General features: G+C 67.7%; 20 protein-coding genes and 1 tRNA gene. 13 read left to right on the top strand and 8 right to left on the bottom strand.

The annotated features are described in order from the left end of the window. Positions 1-90: 90 nt before the first annotated feature. From GTH22_RS18770 to GTH22_RS18750, 5 genes are all read left to right on the top strand, one after another. Positions 91-1272 (top strand): lytic murein transglycosylase, encoded by a 1182-nt coding sequence (locus GTH22_RS18770; RefSeq protein WP_252947115.1) that lies wholly within the window; start codon positions 91-93, stop codon positions 1270-1272. Between the two features lie 91 nt (positions 1273-1363). Then, positions 1364-1912: a manganese efflux pump MntP family protein gene (locus GTH22_RS18765; RefSeq protein WP_252947114.1), complete on the top strand. Its 549-nt coding sequence runs from the start codon at positions 1364-1366 to the stop codon at positions 1910-1912. Positions 1913-2004: 92 nt separating this feature from the next. Continuing rightward, positions 2005-3234: a tryptophan synthase subunit beta gene (trpB, locus tag GTH22_RS18760; protein WP_252947113.1), complete on the top strand. Its 1230-nt coding sequence runs from the start codon at positions 2005-2007 to the stop codon at positions 3232-3234. 220 nt (positions 3235-3454) lie between these two features. Beyond that, a tRNA-OTHER gene (locus GTH22_RS18755) sits at positions 3455-3529 on the top strand. Between the two features lie 475 nt (positions 3530-4004). Then, positions 4005-5138 (top strand): slipin family protein, encoded by a 1134-nt coding sequence (locus GTH22_RS18750; RefSeq protein WP_252947112.1) that lies wholly within the window; start codon positions 4005-4007, stop codon positions 5136-5138. Positions 5139-5298: 160 nt separating this feature from the next. Here the strand turns inward: GTH22_RS18750 and GTH22_RS18745 are convergent, their stop codons facing one another. The 7 genes from GTH22_RS18745 to GTH22_RS18715 all read right to left on the bottom strand — a co-directional run bounded on the left by GTH22_RS18745 (position 5299) and on the right by GTH22_RS18715 (position 11060). Continuing rightward, positions 5299-6297: a hypothetical protein gene (locus GTH22_RS18745; protein WP_252947111.1), complete on the bottom strand. Its 999-nt coding sequence runs from the start codon at positions 6295-6297 to the stop codon at positions 5299-5301. Continuing rightward, positions 6297-6800 carry an RNA polymerase sigma factor gene (locus GTH22_RS18740; RefSeq protein WP_252947110.1) on the bottom strand — a complete coding sequence of 168 codons (504 nt, stop codon included), beginning with the start codon at positions 6798-6800 and terminating at the stop codon, positions 6297-6299. Before GTH22_RS18740 ends, GTH22_RS18745 begins: the two co-directional genes overlap by 1 nt. Before the next feature lie 159 nt (positions 6801-6959). Beyond that, on the bottom strand, positions 6960-7496 hold the full coding sequence (locus GTH22_RS18735) for a tetratricopeptide repeat protein (RefSeq protein WP_252947109.1): 537 nt from the start codon (positions 7494-7496) through the stop codon (positions 6960-6962). 152 nt (positions 7497-7648) lie between these two features. Further along, positions 7649-8029 carry a DUF2237 family protein gene (locus GTH22_RS18730; RefSeq protein ID WP_252947108.1) on the bottom strand — a complete coding sequence of 127 codons (381 nt, stop codon included), beginning with the start codon at positions 8027-8029 and terminating at the stop codon, positions 7649-7651. After that, positions 8029-9204, bottom strand: coding sequence for a serine hydrolase (locus GTH22_RS18725; RefSeq protein WP_252947107.1), 1176 nt, complete (start codon positions 9202-9204; stop codon positions 8029-8031). The genes GTH22_RS18730 and GTH22_RS18725 overlap by 1 nt, the downstream gene beginning before the upstream one ends. Positions 9205-9374: 170 nt before the next feature. After that, complete coding sequence (locus GTH22_RS18720) at positions 9375-10289, bottom strand: NAD(P)-dependent oxidoreductase (protein ID WP_252947106.1); 915 nt, start codon at positions 10287-10289, stop codon at positions 9375-9377. 18 nt (positions 10290-10307) lie between these two features. Next, positions 10308-11060, bottom strand: coding sequence for an SDR family oxidoreductase (locus GTH22_RS18715; RefSeq protein WP_252947105.1), 753 nt, complete (start codon positions 11058-11060; stop codon positions 10308-10310). Between the two features lie 113 nt (positions 11061-11173). Between GTH22_RS18715 and GTH22_RS18710 the strand changes: the two genes are divergently transcribed. Genes GTH22_RS18710 through blaOXA form a run of 8 tightly spaced genes read left to right on the top strand, consistent with a single transcriptional unit; the run spans position 11174 to position 18826 of the window. Then, entirely contained in the window at positions 11174-12202 is a 1029-nt protein-coding gene (locus GTH22_RS18710) for an L-idonate 5-dehydrogenase (RefSeq protein WP_252947104.1), read from the top strand. A 1-nt stretch (position 12203) separates the two neighbouring features. Beyond that, the gene (locus tag GTH22_RS18705) at positions 12204-12800 is read left to right on the top strand and encodes a LysE family translocator (protein WP_252947103.1); all 597 of its coding nucleotides are present in this window, start codon (positions 12204-12206) and stop codon (positions 12798-12800) included. Next, positions 12797-14194, top strand: a complete 1398-nt coding sequence (locus GTH22_RS18700) for an FAD-binding oxidoreductase (RefSeq protein WP_252947102.1) — start codon at positions 12797-12799, stop codon at positions 14192-14194. The genes GTH22_RS18705 and GTH22_RS18700 overlap by 4 nt, the downstream gene beginning before the upstream one ends. Continuing rightward, complete coding sequence (locus GTH22_RS18695; RefSeq protein ID WP_252947101.1) at positions 14178-15323, top strand: fumarylacetoacetate hydrolase family protein; 1146 nt, start codon at positions 14178-14180, stop codon at positions 15321-15323. Before GTH22_RS18700 ends, GTH22_RS18695 begins: the two co-directional genes overlap by 17 nt. After that, positions 15320-16162, top strand: coding sequence for an SMP-30/gluconolactonase/LRE family protein (locus GTH22_RS18690; RefSeq protein ID WP_252947100.1), 843 nt, complete (start codon positions 15320-15322; stop codon positions 16160-16162). Before GTH22_RS18695 ends, GTH22_RS18690 begins: the two co-directional genes overlap by 4 nt. Beyond that, positions 16159-17061 carry a PfkB family carbohydrate kinase gene (locus GTH22_RS18685; protein ID WP_252947099.1) on the top strand — a complete coding sequence of 301 codons (903 nt, stop codon included), beginning with the start codon at positions 16159-16161 and terminating at the stop codon, positions 17059-17061. Before GTH22_RS18690 ends, GTH22_RS18685 begins: the two co-directional genes overlap by 4 nt. Next, entirely contained in the window at positions 17058-18017 is a 960-nt protein-coding gene (gene denD, locus GTH22_RS18680) for a D-erythronate dehydrogenase (protein ID WP_252947098.1), read from the top strand. The genes GTH22_RS18685 and denD overlap by 4 nt, the downstream gene beginning before the upstream one ends. A gap of 17 nt (positions 18018-18034) precedes the next feature. Next, entirely contained in the window at positions 18035-18826 is a 792-nt protein-coding gene (gene blaOXA, locus GTH22_RS18675) for a class D beta-lactamase (RefSeq protein WP_252947097.1), read from the top strand. A gap of 167 nt (positions 18827-18993) precedes the next feature. On the opposite strand, the gene GTH22_RS18670 is transcribed toward blaOXA, so the two are convergent. Continuing rightward, positions 18994-19932: a 2-hydroxyacid dehydrogenase gene (locus GTH22_RS18670; RefSeq protein ID WP_371928371.1), complete on the bottom strand. Its 939-nt coding sequence runs from the start codon at positions 19930-19932 to the stop codon at positions 18994-18996. Positions 19933-20006 lie beyond the last annotated feature (74 nt).

The following is a 20006-nucleotide window of genomic DNA, read 5'->3' as shown; positions in this document are numbered from 1 at the left end:
CCCGACCCCGCATTTAACGTTTTCGTGCCCCCCGTTGCGCCCGCCAAGCCCTTCGCTACTCTCGCGCCACTGCTCTTATCGGAGATAGACATGCGCCTCGCCCTCCCTTTCGCCGCCGCTGCCGCCGCCCTTCTGGCCGCGTCGCCTCTCGTCGCACAAGAGGCCCCCTGCGGCGGCGATTTCGCCAGCTTCAAGGACGGCCTCGCCGCCGAAGCGCCCTCTCACGGGGTCAGCGCAGACACCGCCAGCCGCTTTCTCGCGGGCGTCCGCCAAGACCCGGCAGTGCTCAAAGCAGACCGCGCCCAGGGCGTCTTCCAGATGCCCTTCGTCGACTTCTCCCGCCGCCTCATCAGCCAGGGCCGGATCGACCGGGGCCGCAGCAATGCGCAGAAATACGACAGCGTCTTCAACGACATAGAGGCAAAATACGGTGTCTCCCGCGGCGTCCTCCTCGCCTTCTGGGCGTTCGAAACCGATTACGGCGCGGTCCAGGGCGACTTCAACACCGTGAACGCCCTCGCCACCCTCGCCCACGATTGCCGCCGCCCCGAGCTGTTCCGGCCGCAGATCTTCGCCGCCATGAAGCTCTATGAGTCGGGCGACATCGACCCGGCCCGCACCACCGGCGCCTGGGCCGGTGAAATCGGCATGGTCCAGATGCTCCCCGAGGACATCCTCGAAAACGGCGTCGATGGCGATGGCGACGGCCACGTGTCTCTCAAGACCTCCGCTCCCGATGCGCTGATGTCCGGCGGCAAGATGCTGCAATCGCTCGGCTGGCGCGCCGGCGAGCCGTGGTTGCAGGAGGTGACCCTCCCGGACACCCTCGACTGGTCGCAGACCGGGCTCGAAACCGAGAAGCCCGCCGCCGATTGGGCCGCCCTCGGCGTCGCCCCGCGCGAGGGCACGCTGGCCGATCTGCCCGCCTCGCTGCTGCTGCCGCAGGGCCGCAAAGGCCCCGCTTTCCTCGCCTACCCCAACTACCGCGTCTACTTCGAGTGGAACCAGAGCTTCGTTTACGTCACCACCGCCGCCTATTTCGCCACCCGGCTCGAAGGCGCGCCCGTGTTCAACGCCGGCAACCCGGATCCGGGCCTCCCCGATGCGCAGATGAAGGCCCTGCAACAAAAGCTCGTGAACCGCGGCTTCGATGTCGGCGAGATCGACGGCATCCTCGGCGCAAAGACTCGCGCCGCCATTCGCGCCGAGCAGGCCCGCCTTGGCCTTCCGGCCGATGGCTGGCCCACCGTCGAGCTGCTGAACGCTTTATGAGAATGCAACTGCGTCTCAATTACATCTAATTGATTTCATTGACTTTTCCCGCGCGCACCCCTACCTGACCCGCACAGGAACAGGATGCGCCATGACCCCGCTCGCCATAGCAACCCTCTCGCTCGCGCTCTCCATCGACGCCTTCGTGGCGGCGCTCGGGCGCGGTGCGCAAACCGCGCGCCCCGGCTTCACCGCAGCGCTCTCCACCGGCGCCGTCTTCGGCGCAATCGAGGCGCTGACCCCGCTGCTCGGCTGGGCCGCCGGGCTGGCGGCGGCGCAGTTCGTCGAGGCCATCGACCATTGGATCGCCTTCACCCTCCTCGCCCTCGTCGGCGCCCGCATGGTGCTGCACGCGCTGGCAAAAACCCGCCCCGAGCCCTCCGCCGGCGGCCTCGTCGTCACCGCCATCGGCTCCTCCATCGACGCTTTCGCCGTCGGCATCTCGCTGGCGCTGCTCGGCGCGCCCATCCTCATCGTGGCGCTCTCCATCGGCGCGGCCACGCTCGTCATGGCCACGCTGGGCACCCTCGCCGGGGCCTCGCTGGGCCGCCGTTTCGGCCGCTGGGCCGAGGTCGCGGGCGGGCTGGCGCTCATCGCGCTCGGCACCGGCATCCTCATCGAGCACATCCTGCTGGCCTGACCCGCCTTGCCGCGCCGCCCCCGCGCCCTTACAACCCGCACTGCACAACGTAACCCGCGCGACAGAGCGCGGGGCACCAAGGAGTCCGCGCGATGACCGAACAGCTCAACAGCTTCATGACCGGCCCCGATGAAAAGGGCCGCTTTGGCGATTTCGGCGGGCGCTTCGTGTCCGAAACCCTGATGCCGCTGATCCTCGAACTCGAAGAGCGCTACGAGCACGCCAAGACCGACCCCGAGTTCTGGGCCGAGATGAACTTCCTGTGGAAGCACTACGTCGGCCGCCCCAGCCCGCTCTACCACGCCGAGCGCCTCTCTGAGCGGCTCGGCGGCGCGAAGATCTACTTCAAGCGCGACGAGCTGAACCACACCGGCGCGCATAAAATCAACAACGTGCTCGGCCAGATCATCCTCGCCCGCCGCATGGGCAAGAGCCGCATCATCGCCGAAACCGGCGCCGGCCAGCACGGCGTGGCCACCGCAACGGTCTGCGCGAAGTTCGGCCTGCAATGCGTGGTCTACATGGGCGCCCATGACGTCGAGCGGCAGGCCCCCAACGTCTTCCGCATGCGCCTTCTCGGTGCCGAGGTCATCCCCGTCACCTCCGGGCGCGGCACCCTGAAGGACGCGATGAACGACGCCCTGCGCGACTGGGTGACAAACGTGCGCGACACCTTCTACTGCATCGGCACCGTCGCCGGCCCGCACCCCTATCCTGCCATGGTCCGCGACTTTCAGGCCATCATCGGCAAGGAAACCCGCGAGCAGATGCAGGAGGCCGAAGGCCGCCTGCCCGACAGCCTCGTCGCCGCCATCGGCGGTGGCTCCAACGCCATGGGCCTGTTCTTCCCCTTCCTCGACGACAAGGAGGTCGAGATCATCGGCGTCGAAGCCGGCGGCAAGGGCGTGAACGACAAGATGGAGCACTGCGCCTCCCTCTCCGGCGGCCGCCCCGGCGTGCTGCACGGCAACCGGACCTACCTGTTGCAGGATGAAGACGGGCAAATCCTCGAAGGCTCCTCCATCTCGGCGGGCCTCGACTACCCCGGCATCGGCCCCGAGCACTCCTGGCTGCACGAGACGGGCCGCGCCAAATACGTGTCGATCACCGACGCCGAGGCGCTCGAAGCCTTCCAGCTCTGCTGCGAGACCGAGGGCATCATCCCCGCGCTCGAGCCCTGCCACGCCCTCGGCCACGTCATCAAATACGCGCCCACCCTGCCCTCCGATCACCTGCTGGTCATGAACATGTGCGGACGCGGCGACAAGGACATCTTCACCGTCGCCAAGGCGCTCGGCGTCGACATGAGCGCGATGGGCTGATCCGCCCGAGGGCGGGACAAGTCCCGCCCTACACCTGTTGCACCCGTACAACTACACGCTCTGTGACAGCATATTTCACGAGGCAGAATCACCCGCCCCGGCTAAACGGCCCCTCCCGCTCGTAGCGGTCGGAGTTCAGCGGCTCGGGGTGTGATCCCCCGTCCGGTGCGGCAAGGCCCTGCCCTGTCCGTATGCCGAACCCGGCGCAGCCCTGCGGGATGCGCGTGTAGCTCAGTTGGAAGAGCGCCGGGGTCCGCCCCGGAGGACGGGGGTTCAGCTCCTCTCACGTGCGCCATGGATGTAGCTCATTCGGTTAGAGCACCAGACTTCTAATCTGGGTGTAGCGGGTTCGATTCCCGCCATCACACCGGCCCTCAAAAGGCCACCAGTTTCAGGTACTGGCTGCCGCGCGAGCGGCACATCTGATCACGGAGTTCCGGGGCCGCCCTGTCGGGTGGGTCCGCGCCAATCCTGCGCCTTCGGGCAAGGGGGCGGCAAGGCTCCGCCCGACCCTGGCCACGAGCCGGCGGCGGGTGACGGCACGGGCCGGTGCGGGCCGGGCGACGGGAACGATCCCCAAGCCCCACCCGCATCACGCCACGCCCTCTCCCCGCACCGCCCGCCCGCGTGCCATGGCCGGAGCGGCCTCGGGCTCCACCCCATCCGCCCCTCTCGAGGGGGCACCACACCTGCCGTCCAATCCGGGCGCAACTAACAGAACCCACAAGGAGATCGCGCGTGCGATAGCAGAGCGAAGAAGGAACGAGACAATGACCATGATAGATTACCTGACCGGGACCATCCCCGTCACCGTCACCGAAACCGAGCGTGTGCTCGTGCTGCGGCACGGGCGGTTCGCCTCCATGCTGACCGCCGGGCACTACCGCCTGCGGCGCAAGGGCACCACGCTGCATCGGTATGACATCGAGGCAAACCCTGCCTTCGTCTCGTCCTGGTGCGACGCCCTCAAGCGGGCACGCCCCGAGCTGCACAAGGCCCACCTCACCGAGGTCCGGGCCGAGGAGGCCGAGGTGGTGCTGATCTCGCGCGATGGCTGGCCCTGGCGCCTGCTCCACCCCGGCCACCGGATCACCGTCTGGACGGACGCGGGCCCTTGGGAGGTCGAGCGCTTCGCGGTCGACGGCCCCCTCGTGCCCAAGGCGCTGGGAGACCGGCTGGAGGCGGCCACGATCACCAAGGCCTTCACCCCCGTGACCGTGCCCGAGGCCCACACCGGCCTGCTCTTCACCGAGGGCGCGCTCGCGGGCGACCTTCCCCCCGGTCTGCACCGGCTCTGGACGGTCGGCGCCAGGTCGAGTGTCACCACCGTCGATCTCCGCTGGCGGGCCCATGAGGTCACCGGTCACGAGATCCTCACCCGCGATCGGGTGACGCTGCGGGTCAACCTCTCGGCCACCTACCGGGTGGTCGACGCCCGCCGCGCGGTGAGCGTGAGCAAGGACTACGCCGAGGCGCTCCACCGGGCGCTGGCGCTCGCCTTCCGCAAGACCCTCGGGGCGCTCAGCCTCGATGAGCTTCTGGCCGACAAGGTTGCGGTCGACGAGACGGCAGCGGGCGAGGTGCGCACCGCCATGGCCGAGCTCGGGCTCGAGGTGGCGGAGATCGCCCTGAAGGACGTGATCCTTCCCGGCGAGATGCGCGAAATCCTCAACCGCGTCGTGGCGGCGGAGAAGGAGGCCGAGGCCAACGTCATCCGTCGGCGCGAAGAGACCAACGCGGTCCGGGCGCTGCACAACACGGCCAAGGTCATGGCGGACAACCCCGTCATGCTGCGGCTGAAGGAGCTGGAGGCGCTCGAAACCGTGGCCTCCAAGGTCGAGCGGCTCACCGTCCACAACGGCACGGCCGGCCTGCTCTCCGACCTCGTGAAGCTGCGTGACTAGAAAACGGGCCGTCCGGCACCCCCGCCGGGCGGCCCAATCTCCTAGAACTTACCTAAAATTTTCGCCCCACCCCGCCCCATTTTCTTGCCACAAATATCTCCGGGGGTGTGGGGGCAGCGCCCCCACTCCGCCACCAACCCCGGGCGCACCGCCGCAAGGCTCACACCTCCAGCGCCGCCTCCCGGGCCACGGCCTCAAGGTCCATCCCCGGCTCGCCCACCGCGACCCAGGCCGCGCCCGGCGCAAGCCAGCGCACCATCTCGACCCCGTCAAAGCTGCGCGGCGTGAACTCCTCGCTGCCCTCGCCCTCACGCGCCAGCACGCAAAGCGCCATCACCTGCCCGCCCGCATCGGTATAAAGCAGCTGCGCCACCGGCTTGCCGCCCGCCACCAGCAGGCGTGCCCCCTGAAACGCAAAGCCCGAAGCGCTGAGTTCCGGCACCTTGAACGCCACGCCGGTTTCCTTGCCGAGCCAGGCCTCGATATGCGCCTGCTCGCTCGCGGGCACCTCCACCAGATGCGCCACCTGCCGGGCATAGACCCGGTGATAATCCGCAATCTCGTCCATCCAGCCCCGCGTCGCATGGCCGTCGGCCAGCTCCTCACCGGGCGCGAAGGCCCGCGTCATCAGCGCCCCCGCCCCGGCCCCGACCATCAGCAGCGCCAGGATCGCTGCAATCGAGGCCGAGAAAATCGGACGCCGGTCCAGGTTGGCCGGGCCGAACGCCGGCGGAATGGAGTCCTCGCGCGGGGCCGCCCCGCCGGGCGGGATGCCGCCCACCGCCGGGGCCTCGGTCAGCGCCAAATCGGCCCCGCCCAGCGCCTGCTGCCCCGGAGCGCCAGGCTCGGCCTCTGCCACCTGCGGCGCCTCCACCGGGTCTGCGCCGGTTTCGGCCGCCCCGGCCACCGTCGGCCGCGCGCTTTCCATCCGCGTGCCCGGCGTCGTGGTGGCCGACACCGCCGACATCAGCGCCGCCGGCAAGGGCGCTTCCAGCAGGCTGTCGAAGGCCGCCCCAATCTCGCCATCCAGCGCCCCCGCGGCCTCGATCTCCGCAGCAAGCTCGGGGTCGCGGGCGGCCTCGGCCTCCAGCGCGGCGGCCTCTTCCGCGCCGAGCGCGCCGTCGAGATAGGCCGAAATCCGGTCAAAGCGATCATCCATCACGCCGCCTCCCCCGCCAGGGCCGCACGCATCCTCTGCCGCGCCGCCGACATCCGCGACATCACCGTGCCCGCCGGAATATCAAGGATCGCCGCCGCCTCGGCATAGCTGTGCCCCTCGACCGAAACCAGCAGCAGAACCGAAGCCAGCCCTTCCGGCAGCGCCATCACCTGCGCCATCACCTGCCCGGCCCGCGTCGCCTCCTCGCCGCCCGCATGGCTCACCAACTCGCTCGCCTCCTCGGCGGGCACCGTGCCCGCGCCCACCCGCACCTGTCGCTTGCGCATCTCCGAGGTCCAGAGATTGCGCGCCATGGTGTAGAGCCACGGCAGCAGCGGCTGCTCCGGGTTCCACTTTCCCACGTTGGTTATGGCGCGCTCGCAAGTCATCTGAACAAGGTCATCGGCCTCTGAAGGGTGGCGGGTCAGGCTGAGCGCAAAGCGCCGCAGCCGGGGAAGGCTGGCCAGGAGTTCGGCCTGAAAATCTGTCGCGTCGGGCTGCAATCTGCGGCCTCCTCGGGGCGGTGCGAACCCCCTGGTCCGCGTGGCCCGATAGAAACCGAGGCCCGGTCACGATGCAACCGCCCGCGCGAAAATGCGCCCGGGCGGTCGGCAGGTCGGGGCGGGCAGGCTCTCCGCCCGCCCCGTAGAGAGGCATCGGGATCAATAATCCACCGCCACCCCGCCAATCGCGTTCATCAGGCTGGCGTAGGCCCAGGTCTCCTGACCGCCGCGCAGGGCGATCTCTTCGAGCTGCTCGGTGGCCCCGGCCAGATCGCCAGACGCGGCCAGCCCCTGGCCCATGTAGGAGCGGGCAAGGATGTAATCCGGGTCCACCTTCAGCGCCGCCTGGTAAAAGCTCATCGCCACCTCGGTCTCGCCCATCTTGCGGTGGGTGAAGCCCTTGTAGTTCAGGATGCGCGGGTCGTTCTGGTTCTCGGCAGCGGCCAGCACCATCAGCGCACGGTCGTACTTGCCGTTGTAGGCCAGCTCGCGGGCGGCGTTGTAGCGGTCGTCATCGGTGACGGCTTCCGACTTGGCGTCGAGGCACTTGGCGGTCTTCTCGTCAAACACCTGGCCCTTCTCGCACTTGGTCGTGGTCGAGGTGGTCGAGGGCGGGGTGGTGCTGTCGGAGCCAGCGGCCAGCACCGGGGCGGCCATGGCAAGAAGAACGGCGGAGAGGGGAAGAATACGGGTCATCTGTCTGTCCTTTGGGTTAATCATCTACGTGGTCATTTCGGTGACGGCGCTCATCGGCTGTCACAGAGGATACGCAGGCACCGCCCGAATTATTCACTTACGCCCCGAAGTTTTTTGCCCCAAACGCGTAACCACACGAAAAGGCGACAAATTTATTTGATCGAAACCGCCTGCAACAGCTCCAGCGGCACGATCTCCAGCGCCCGCTGGTGGGTCGCCTCCAGCACAACCTCGGGCGGGCAGCCCTCGTCATGGGCCTGCATGAACCGGCTGGCACACAGGCACCAGCGGTCCCCCGGCTTCAGCCCCTCGAACCCGTATTGCGGCATCGGCGTGGTCAGGTCGTTGCCCACGTATTTGCTGTAGGCCAGGAACTCCGCCGTCATCACCGCGCAGACCGTGTGGCTGCCGGCATCCGCAAGGCAGGAGTTGCAATGCCCGTCGCGGAAGAACCCGGTCACCGGATCGTTCGAGCAGGGCTCCAGCGCGCCGCCCAGCACGTTGACCGGGGCAAACTTGTCCAGCGCCGTCATCAGCGCGCCTCCACGTTGGCAATGGCAATCTCGCGGAACCAGTCAATCATCCCGTCCCGCACCGCCTCCTGCCCAAAGCCCGGGTCCGCCGCGCTCACGGCAATCACCACCCGCGCCGGCCGGTTCACGTAAATGTACTGCCCGTAGATCCCCGCCGCCATGAACTCTCCTTCTCCGGTCTTCGGGATCCACCAGTGCAGCCCGTAGCGCGTTGCCCCGGGCGCGGTGTTGGCGCTCGGCACGGTGCTCTCCCGCACCCAGTCATAGGGCACGATCCGCCGCTCGCCCAGCCGCCCGTCCTGCAGGTAGAGCAGCCCGAACAGCGCATAATCCCGCAGCATCATGTTCAGCCCGCCCAGCACAAACCCCTGCCCGCGCGCATCCGTCAGCAGCGTCGGCCGCCCCTCCAGCCCCATCGGCTTAAGCAACCGCTCGCCCAGCAGCGTCGCCATGTCCTGCCCGGTCGCGCCCCGCATCACCATGCCCAGCACATGGGTGTCCATCGACACGTAGCGCCAGATCTCGCCGGGCGGCCCGGCGCGCCCGTCAAGCCCGGCGGTAAAGCTGTCGAGCGAGCCGCCCAGCGCCATGATCCGGCCCATCTTGTTGATATCGGACCAGTAATCGAAATAGTCCTCGTTGAAGGCCACCCCCGATTGCATCCGCAACACATCGCCAATCCGCGCCCCGTCATAGGCGCCGCCCGCAAGCGCGGGCGCATAGCGCGTCACCGGATCGTCGAGGCTTTCGATCTCCCCGGCATCCAGCAATATGCCCACCAGCGCCGAAACATAGCTCTTCGCCACCGACCACGAGATCCGCAAATCCTCCGCCCCAGTGCCCTCGTGGTAGCTCTCATGGGTCATCAGCCCTTCCGAAAGCACCACGATCCCGGTGATCCGCCGCGCCGCAATCCTCTCCTGCGACCCGGCCGGCAGCGGCACGGCCTCTCCCGCCAGCATCGGCTGCACCGCATCGCCGGGGCCAATCGGCAGCTCCACCGCATGAAACAGCGCGCCCATATGGCCGAAGTTCCAGATAATCCGCTCCGGGTCGAACAGCTTCTGCACCGCCCAGAGCCGCGCCACCTCCTCGCGCTTCACCCAGGCCGCACCCCCCGCCGCAACAAGCAGCAGGAGCACCCCCACACCAATGGCTTTCAACGCGGCTCGCATGGGGTGATCCGATCACGCAGCCGGGCGCAGGGCAAGCAGGTCACACGCACCCCTGTTCATTTTCTTGCTGCAAATATCCAATCCCGCAGCCGCCACCCTCGGCACCAGCCGTTCTCTGGCACCCCGGCAAAGCGCGCGCCGCAGGCACGTGGGCCCGCGGCGCTACCGCGTCACTTCTTGGCTTCTTCCGCCATGTCCATCCCGTTCAACCGGGCCACATGGTCGGTGACGAAGGGCACAAAATCGCCCCCCGCACCGATCGCCTCGACATGGTTGAAGTAGTGCCGCACCGCGCTGGCCACCACGTTCACCACACCCGCATCGGCGGCCATCGAGTTCACGTAGCGCAGGTCCTTGTTGGCGTTCTGGATGGTGAACTTGTGCACCTCCGCCTCGCGCCCCACGCAGCCGCGGGTGAAGGTCTCGAAAAACCCGTTGCCCAGCCGCGAGCCGCCGATCACCGTCTGAAACTGCTTCGGCGTGATCCCCACCTTGGCCCCCAGCACTGCCGCCTCGGCATAAAGCGAGGCATAGCCCATCGAGATGAAGTTCATCAGCAGCTTCATCTTGTGCCCGTTCCCGGTGGGGCCAAGGTGGTTGATGGTGCCCGCCCAGCATTCGATCACCGGCAGCACCTTGGCGTAGCTCTCGTCATCCGCGCCCACCATCGCATCCAGCGTGCCTTCCTCGGCCTCCTTCGGCGTGCGGCCCAGCGGTGCATCCACCAGCTTGCCGCCCTTGGCCTCCAGTGCGGCGGCCAGCTTCATCGTGCTCACCGGATCGGCGGTGGAGCATTCCACCACGATCAGCCCCGGCCTTGCGCCCGCCAAAATGCCATCCTCGCCCTCGAATACTGCCTCGACCTGCGGCGAGTTGCCAAGGCAGATATGGATAATGTCGCATTGCTCCGCCATCTCGCGCGGGCTGGCGGCTTCGCTCGCGCCCATGCCCACCAGGCTTTCCACCGGCACCCGGTTGCGGTTGCCCTTCACCACCAGCGGATAGCCGCCCTTCAGGATGTTCTTGGCCATCCCGTGGCCCATGAATCCCACGCCGATGAACCCGACGGTCGGTTTGTCTGCCATGTTTTCCTCCCCGAAAACCTAAAGACTGGCGGTAATCCCGCCATCCACGAACAGCGTATGCCCGTTCACGAAACTTGCCGCATCCGAGGCCAGAAACACGCAGGCCCCCACCAGCTCTTCCACGCGGCCCCAGCGCCCCGCAGGGGTGCGCTTTTCGAGCCATGCACTGAACTCCGGGTCCGCCACCAGCGCCGCGTTCAGCGGCGTGTCGAAATACCCCGGCGCAATCGCGTTGCAGTTCAGCCCGTGCTTCGCCCAGTCGGTCGCCATCCCCTTGGTGAGGTTGGTGATCGCCCCCTTCGAGGCCGTGTAGGGCGCAATGCCGGGCCGGGCGAGCAGGCTCTGCACCGAGGCGATGTTGATGATCTTCCCCGCCCCGCGAGAGATCATCCCCCGCGCCACCGCCTGCCCCACGTAGAAAGCCGAGTTCACATTGGTGCGCATCAGCCGGTCGAAGTCTTCCGGCTCGAAATCTTCCAGCGGCCCGCGATGCTGCATCCCGGCGTTGTTCACCAGAATGTTGATCGGCTTGCCATAGCCCTCCACCGCCTCGCGCACCGCGCCTGCATCGGTCACGTCAAAGGCCAGCGTCTCCACCTCGGCCCCGCCAGCGCGCAACCCCTCGGCCGCCTCTTCCAGTCGCGCCCCGTTGCGCGCGTTCAGCACCACAGAGGCCCCGGCTTCGGCCAACCCCTTTGCCAGCGCCGCTCCGATGCCCATCGACGAGCCGGTGACGAGCGCCCAGCGCCCGGTCAGGTCAAAAATCTTCATAAGTCCTCCCACGCGCCCGCCCTCCCGTTGACAATCGGGGGCCGAGCCTTCATGCAAATGGTATACCATTTGGGGCGGCATGCAACCGCCCCGCTCTGGGAGGAGTCACGTCGATGAAGGCACTGTATGCCCATGGGGCGCATGATCTGCGCCTCGAGGAGTGCGAAGCCGTTGCGCCCGGCCCGGGCGAGGTTGCGCTGCGCATGGCCCGCGGCGGCATCTGCGGGTCTGATCTGCATTACTACCACAACGGCGGCTTCGGCACCGTCAAGCTGCGCGAGCCGATGATCCTTGGCCATGAGGTTGCGGGCGAGATCACCGCGCTCGGCGCGGGTGTCGAGGGCCTCGCCGTCGGAGACCTTGTCGCCGTCTCCCCCTCCCGCCCCTGCGCCGCCTGCGAGCAATGCCTGCGCGGCCTGCCCAACCAGTGCCTCAACATGCGCTTCTACGGCTCCGCCATGCCCTTCCCCCACATCCAGGGCGCCTTCCGCGAAAGCCTCGTGGCCATGGCCTCCCAATGCGTCCCCGCCACCGGCCTCACCCCCGCGCAGGCCGCCATGGCCGAGCCGCTGGCGGTCTGCCTCCACGCCACCCGGGAGGCGGGCGACCTCCTCGGCAAGCGCGTGCTCATCACCGGCTGCGGTCCCATCGGCCAGCTCTGCATCCTCGCCGCCCGCCGCGCCGGGGCCGGTGAAATCGTGGCAACCGACATCGCCGCCCCCGCCCTCACCGCCGCCCAAACCTCCGGCGCCGACCTCACGCTGAACACGAGCCAAAACCCCGAGGCCCTCGCCCCCTACACCGCCAACAAGGGCTATTTCGACGCCGCGATCGAATGCTCCGGCGCCCCGCAGGCCCTTGCCGCCTGCATCTCCGCCCTGCGCCCCCGCGGCACCCTCGTGCAGCTCGGCCTCTCCGGCGACATGTCGGTGCCGATGATGCAGGTCACCGCCAAGGAACTCGCCCTCAAAGGCTCCTTCCGCTTCCACGAAGAATTCGCCGTGGCCGTCGCCCTCATGCAGAAGGGCCTGATAAACGTGACCCCCCTCATCACCCACAGCTTCCCGCTGGCCGACTATGCCGAGGCCTTCGCAACCGCCTCCGACAAGTCCCGCGCCATGAAGGTCCAACTGGAATTCTGAGATGCTGACCTTCGCCGCCGCCGTCCTCTTCCTCATCATCACCCCCGGCCCGGGCGTGCTGACAACGGCGGGTGTCGGCTCGGGCTTCGGCTTCAAGCCCGGCCTGCGCTACGTCACCGGCCTCTTCATCGGCAACAACCTCGTGGGCTTCGCCGTCATCACCGGCCTCGCCGCCGTGGTCCTCTCCGTGCCCGCCATCCGCATCGTGCTCACCGTCGCCTCGGTGGCCTACCTCTGCTATCTTGCCGCCAAGATCGCCTTCGCGGGCAGCAAGATCGCCTTCGTCGAGGCCAAGACGGCGCCGGGCATCCTCAACGGCGTGCTGCTGCAAACCATCAACCCCAAGGCCTATGCGGTGAACACCGCGCTCTACGCCGGCTTCCCCTTCGCGCCCGACAATCTGGTGCTCGAAACCATCGCCAAGGTGCTCATCATCAACGCCGTCTGGGTGCCCATCCACCTCGGCTGGCTCTGGGCCGGGGCCACGCTGCACCGCCTCAACCTGCCCGAGAGCGCCCATCGCAAGATCAACTACGCCATGGCCGCCTCGCTGCTCGCCGTGGTCGCCCTCGCCCTCTACGCAAGTTTCCTCAAATGACGATCCCAAACGCCATCACCCGCCTCGCCTTCCTCGGTGACCGTCTCGTCACCTCCGGCGCCGTGCGCGACCAGCACGGCCAGAACGAAACCTACTACCCCGACACCCTGCCAGACGCGGTCGCCTTCCCCGAAACCACCGATGAAGTCAGCCAGATCCTGAAAATCTGCCACGAGGAATCCTGCCCCGTCGTCCCCTACGGCGCCGCCTCATCCCTCGAAGGTCAACACCTCTGCACCTCCGGCGGCATCTCCCTCGACATGAACCGCATGGCTGCGCTCATCGAGACCCGCCCCGAAGATCTCAACTGCACCGTCCAGCCCGGCATCACCCGCCTTCGCCTCAACGAAGAACTCCGCGCCACCGGCCTGATGTTCCCGGTCGACCCGGGCGCCGATGCCTCCATCGGCGGCATGGCCGCAACCCGCGCCTCCGGCACCACCGCCGTGCGCTACGGCACCATGCGCGAGAACATCCTCGCCCTTGAGGCGGTGATGGCCGACGGCACCGTGATCCGCACCGGCACGCAGGCCCGCAAAAGCTCCACCGGCTATGACCTCACCCACCTGCTGATCGGCTCCGAGGGCACGCTCGGCATCATCACCGAACTGACCCTGCGCCTTCAGGGCATCCCCGAGGCCACCAGCGCCGCCACCTGCCGCTTTGACTCGGTGGAAAACGCGGTGAACTGCGTCATCGCCACCATCCAGTCCGGCCTGCCGATGGCCCGGATCGAGCTGCTCGACGAGATGATGGTGAAGGGCTTCAACGCCTATTCCGGCGCGGGCTTGCCGGAAGAGCCGCATCTGTTCCTTGAGTTCCACGGCACCCCCGCCAGCGTGGCCGAACAGGCCGAAACCTTCGGGATGATCGCGGAAGACTTCGGCGCCTCCGGCTGGCAAGTGGCCGAAAAGGCAGAAGACCGCACCGCCCTCTGGGCCATGCGCCACAAGGCGCATTATGCCTCCGCCGCGCTCGGCACGGGCAAGCACCTCTGGCCAACCGATGTTTGCGTGCCGATCTCGCGGCTGGCCGAGGCGGTGCTGCAAGCCCAGAAAGACGCCGTCGCGATGGGCCTGACCTCCACCATCATCGGCCATGTCGGCGATGGCAACTTTCATGCGGGCGTCAGCGTTGACCCGTCAGACCCCGACGAGATGCGCCGCGCCGAGGCCTTCACCGGGGCGCTCGCCAAGACCGCGCTGCGCCTTGGCGGCACCGTCTCGGGCGAGCACGGCATCGGCCTTGGCAAACAACGCTACATGGCAGCCGAGCACGGCGCCGCCCTTGCCTACATGCGCGCGATCAAGCAAGCCTTTGATCCACGCAACATCCTCAACCCCGGCAAGCTTCTGCCGCCAACAAACGAGGTGCAAAATGCTGCCGCAGAATAGCGATCAGGCGGTTCTCGCCGCCCGCGTCTGGAAACCCGGAGTCGGCCCCTGCGTGGTGCGCCTTGAGGCCGACCGGGTGATCGACATCACCTCCAAGGCGATCCCCACGATGCAGGCCCTGCTCGAGCAGCCCGACCCCGCCAGCGTGGCCCGCTCCGCGCCCGGCAACTTTCTGTGCACCTTCGAGGAACTGGCCGAAGCCTCAACAGAGGCCGCAGGCCCCGACGCCCTCCGCCTGCTCGCCCCGGCGGATCTTCAGGCCATCAAGGCCAGCGGCGTCACCTTTGCCGAGTCGATGGTCGAGCGGGTGATCGAAGAGCGCGCCGCGGGCGATGCCGACCGCGCCGAAGAAATCCGCGCCCGCGTGAAAAGCCACATCGGTGAAAGCCTCTCGGGGATCGAGCCGGGCAGTGAAAAGGCAATGGCCGTCAAGGAGGTACTCCAGAAGGAGGGCCTCTGGAGCCAGTATCTCGAGGTCGGCATCGGCCCGGATGCCGAGGTCTTCACCAAGTGCCAGCCCATGGCCGCCGTGGGCTACGGCGCCGCCGTCGGCCTGCACCCGATGTCGAGCTGGAACAACCCCGAGCCCGAGGTGGTGCTGGCCGTCTCCTCCGCCGGAAAGATCGTCGGCGCCACCCTCGGCAACGATGTGAACCTGCGCGACGTGGAAGGCCGCTCCGCCCTGCTGCTCGGCAAGGCGAAAGACAACAACGCCTCCGCCGCCCTCGGCCCCTTCCTGCGCCTCTTCGACGAGCGTTTCTCCCTCGACGATGTGCGCCGCGCCCACCTCACCATGAGCGTGACCGGCACCGATGGCTTCACCCTCGAAGGCAGCTCCTCGATGGAAAAAATCTCCCGCGACCCCGCCTCAATCGTGCAGCAAACCATCGGCCGCCACCACCAATACCCCGACGGCTTCTTCCTCTACCTCGGCACCATGTTCGCCCCGGTAAAGGACCGTGACGCGCCGGGCCAGGGCTTCACCCACCACCCGGGCGACACCGTCTCCATCTCCACCCCGCTGCTGGGCACCCTCACCAACACCGTGCGCCTCTCCACCGAGGCGCCGGAATGGACCTTCGGCACCTCCGCCCTCATGCGCAACCTCTCCCAACGAGGCCTGCTATGACCCTCTACGACGACACCCAATGCAACCTTGGCGAAGGCCCGCTCTGGCACCCCGAGCGCGGCGAGTTCTTCTGGTTCGACATCAACAAGCACCACATGCACACCCAGCGGCGCGGCCAGACCTTCACATGGGAGTTCCAGCACTTCGTCTCCGCCGCAGGCTGGGTCGACCGCGACACCCTGCTCATCGCCTCTGACGCCGCGCTCTTCACCTTCAACCTCACCTCCGGCGAGCGCGAAGAGATCGTGGCACTGGAAGCCGACAACCCGGCAACCCGCTCCAACGATGGCCGCGCCGACCCGCAGGGCGGCTTCTGGATCGGCACCATGGGCTGCCAGAAGGAGAAGGGGGCAGGCGCCTACTACCGCTACTATCGCGGCGAACTGCGCCAGCTTTGGGACAACTGGTCGATCCCCAACTGCACCTGCTTCTCCCCCGATGGCACCACGGCGTGGATCGCCGACACGCCGGAAGGCAAGATCTGGCGCGTGGCGCTGGATGAGCACGGCTGGCCCAAGGGCGACCCCGAGCCCTGGCTCACCCTGCCCGGTGAAACCCACCGCCCCGATGGCGCCGTCTGCGACAGCGAGGGCAACCTCTGGATCGCGCAATACGGCCACTCCAAGGTCACCGTCCACGCCCCGGACGGCACCGAGCTGCGCGCCCTCCCGGTGCCCGGCAAGAACACCACCTGCCCGGCTTTCGGCGGCCCCGAGCTAAACCAGCTCTACGTCACCACCGCCATCCAGCAAGACCCTGACCCGGCCCCCGAAGACGGCTGCACCTACCTGCTCGACCCCGAGGCCACCGGCCAGGCCGAGCATCAGGTCATCCTGTGAGCCGCTTCCTCTGCATCGGTGAATGCATGGTCGAGCTGGCCCAGACCGGGCCGGACACCTATCGCCGCGGCTTCGCAGGCGATACCTTCAACACCGCGTGGTATGCCCGCCGCTGCCTGCCCGAAAGCTGGGATGTCAGCTACGCCACCGCCGTCGGGACCGATGCCACCTCCGCCGAAATGACCGCCTTCATGAAGGCCGAGCGCGTCACCCCGGCCCTGCGCGAAATCCCGGATCGCACGGTCGGCCTCTACATGATCGCCACCGAAGGCGGCGAGCGCAGCTTTTCCTACTGGCGCTCCAACTCCGCCGCCCGCCTGCTGGGGGAAGATACCGAGTGGCTCGCCGCCACCTTCGCCCAGGCCGAGATGATCCACTTTTCCGGCATCACGCTGGCCATCCTCGCCCCCGATCAGCGCAGCCGCCTGTGCAACGCCCTGCGCTCCTCCCGCGCCACCGTGAGCTTCGATACCAACCTGCGCCCCCGCCTCTGGGAAAACGAAAACGCCATGAAGCGCGGCCTCACCCAAGGGGCCTCTGCCGCCTCCATCGTGCTGCCCAGCTTCGATGAGGAAACCGCCCTGTTCGGCGATGCCACCCCCGAGCACACAATCGCCCGCTACCGCGAGGCCGGCGCGCAGATCATCGCCGTCAAGAACGGCGCCAGCGCGCTGACACTTGCCACCCCCGAGGGCATCACCGAAATCGCCGTCGAGCCGGTCGAAAAGGTGGTGGACAGCACCGCCGCAGGCGACAGCTTCGCCGCCCGCTTCCTCGCCGGGCTGGCCCAGAACGAAACACCGCAAGAGGCCGCCCGCGCCGCCATGGCGCTCGCCGCCAAGGTCATCTGCGCCCCCGGCGCCCTCGTGCCCGACATCTTCCAAGGAGATCCCAAATGAACATCCTCATCATCGGCGGCGCAGGCGTCGTCGGCCAGAAACTCGCCCAGGCCCTCGCCGCCAAGGGCACCCTGCGCGGCAAGGAAATCTCCCGCATCACCCTCGCCGATGTGATCGCCCCCACCGCCATCGACGCGCCCTTCACCGTCGACACCGTGAAATGCGACATCACCGACCCCGCCTCGATGGAAGCCACCATCACCGCCGATACCGATGTGATCTACCTGCTGGCCGCCATCGTCTCCGGTCAGGCCGAAGCCGAGTTCGACCTTGGCTGGAACATCAACATGCACGGCACCATCAACGTGCTCGAACGCGCCCGCGCCCTCGGCACCAAGCCGGTGGTGGTGTTCTCGTCGTCCATGGCGGTCTACGGCGGCGACACGCCCGACCCGATCACCGATTTCTCCTCGCTGAACCCGCAAACCTCCTATGGCGCGCAAAAGGCCATCGGCGAGATGATGGTGACGGACTACTCCCGCAAGGGCTTCATCGACGGCCGCGCCTTCCGCCTGCCCACCATCTCGGTGCGCCCCGGCAAGCCCAACCTCGCCGCCTCCTCCTTCATGTCGTCGATCTTCCGCGAGCCGCTCAACGGCGTGGCGGCCAACTGCCCGGTCGATGACAGCTTCCCGCACTACTACCTCTCGCCGCGCAAATGCGTCGAGAACCTCATCATCGGTGCCGAAGTTCCGGCCGAAGATTTCGGCCCCAACCGCGCCGTCCAGCTTCCGGGCCGGATGTGGACCATCCGCCAGTGCATCGACGCGATGACCGCCGTGGCAGGCCCCGAGGCCGAAGCCCTCATCACCTGGAACGACGATCCGGTGATCCAGGAAATCGTCAAGGGCTGGCGCTTCGATCTGCGCCCCGAAAAGGCCCTGCGCCTCGGCATGTCCGCCGACGACAGCTTCGAGGACAACATCCGCTACTACATCGAGGACGACCGCCCCTAAGGCGCCGCCCGCCCTCCATGCGCGCGCTCCTCGTCGCCCTCCTGCTGGCCCACGCGCCCGCCGCGCAGGCCGCCCCCCGCACCCTCTGCACCCTCGTCGCAGAAGCGGGGAGCGGCACCGTGCTGCGCGAGGAGGGCGATTGCACCGCCCGCACCACACCCGCCTCCACCTTCAAGCTCGCCCTCGCCGTCATCGGCTACGACGCGGGCTTCCTCACCGGCCCCCACGCCCCCGTGCTGCCCTTCCAAGCCGGTGATCCCGACTGGGGCGGTGCCAACTGGACGCGCAACACCGACCCCACCGACTGGCTCCGCTATTCCGTGGTTTGGTATTCGCAGCGCATCACCCACGCCCTTGGGGCCGAGGCGATCACCCGCTATCTCCGCGCCCTCTCCTACGGCAACGCGGATTTCTCCGGCGATCCGGGCCAAAGCAACGGGCTGGAGCGCGCATGGATCGCCTCCTCCCTGCGCATCTCCCCCCGCGAGCAAATCGCCTTCCTGAACGGCCTCGTCACCGGCACCCTGCCCGTCTCGCCCGAGGCCATGGCGCAAACCCGCGCCATCACCCAAAGCCACGCCGTCGGCGGTTGGGCGCTGCACGGCAAGACAGGCACCGCCTACCCCCGCCGCGCCGATCGCAGCTTCGATTATGCCCGTGGCTACGGCTGGTTCGTCGGCTGGGCCGAGAAGGAGGGGCGCACCCTCGTCTTCGCCCGCCTCACCCAGGCGCAGGAGCGCACCCAAGGCTCCCCCGGCAACCTCACCCGCGACCGGTTTCTGGCCGACTGGCCCGGCCTCGCGCCGTGAAAGAGGCCACGCGAAGGGCCGCGCGAGCGGTTAACCTCTCGCGTCCTGCAAATTTGCGTATGCACGGGGTGTGTACAGGTTGTGCACGGGATGTGACTCCCGTTTTTCACGGTTAATGCCGCCGCGCGTCCCCGCGCAACGGCATTTTCGCAAAGCCCGTCCGGGCCTCAGTTCACTGGCGTGAGCAGGTCGTTTCCGGCCAGGAAAGCACTGATATTGTCGCGCTGAAGCTGCCCCATCGCGGCGCGGGTTTCCACCGTGCCCGAGCCCTGATGCGGCTGGATCACCACGTTGGGGAAGTCGTAGAACCGGCTGTCGATCTTCGGCTCGTTCACGAACACATCCAGCCCCGCGCCATAGATCCCGCCGGACTCCAGAGCCGCGAAAAGCGCCTCCTCATCCACTGTCGATCCACGCGAGATGTTGATCAGGATGCCGCGCGGCCCGAGTGCCTCAAGCACCTCTGCCGAAACGATATTTTCCGTGGCCTTGCCCCCCACCGTGGCCACGATCAGGTAGTCGACGGCGGCGGCCAGCGCGGTCGGGCTGTCGTGGTAGGTCCAGCCCGGCGTCTCCTTTTCGGAGCGGCTCCAGTAGTGCAGATCCATCTTGAAGGCCGCCAGCCGGTCGGCAATGTCGCGCCCGATCCGCCCGAGGCCCAGAATGCCCGCCTTGCCGCCGCTGACCTTGCGGTTCAGCCGATATTCACCCTTTTCGGCCCATGATCCGGAGCGCGCCCACTGGCTCGCATGTTCCATCTCGCGCCCGCACATCAGCAGCATGGCAACGGCGAGGTCGGCCACGTCATCGTTGAGCACATCGGGCGTGTTGGTCACACGGATATCGCGCTCGGAAGCGGCCGCCACGTTAATACTGTCGTAACCAACCCCGAAGTTGGCGATGACACCGAGGTTCGGCAGCAGGTCCATCGCCTCCGGCCCGAAGGGCTTGTGCCCCTTGAACCCGGCAGCGGTGATGCCCTCGCGGGTCGCCGCGTCGAGGCTTTCCAGATCGGTCGTCTCGGCCAGGAAAACCGGGTCGAAGGTCTCCTTCATGCGGGCCAGATCGGCCTCGCTGTAGTTCCCGATTGCGATCACCTTGCTCATGGCCAAATCCTCCCCGGCGGTGCTTCAGATGGTATACCATTTCCTTGCAGCGCCCCGCCGGAGAGTCAAGCCGG

The organism is Oceanicola sp. 502str15 (assembly GCF_024105635.1).
In the GTDB taxonomy this organism is placed as follows: Bacteria; Pseudomonadota; Alphaproteobacteria; order Rhodobacterales; family Rhodobacteraceae; genus Vannielia.
The sequence above is the reverse complement of the archived record's forward strand: the minus strand, read 5'-3'. Positions and strand labels throughout refer to the sequence as shown.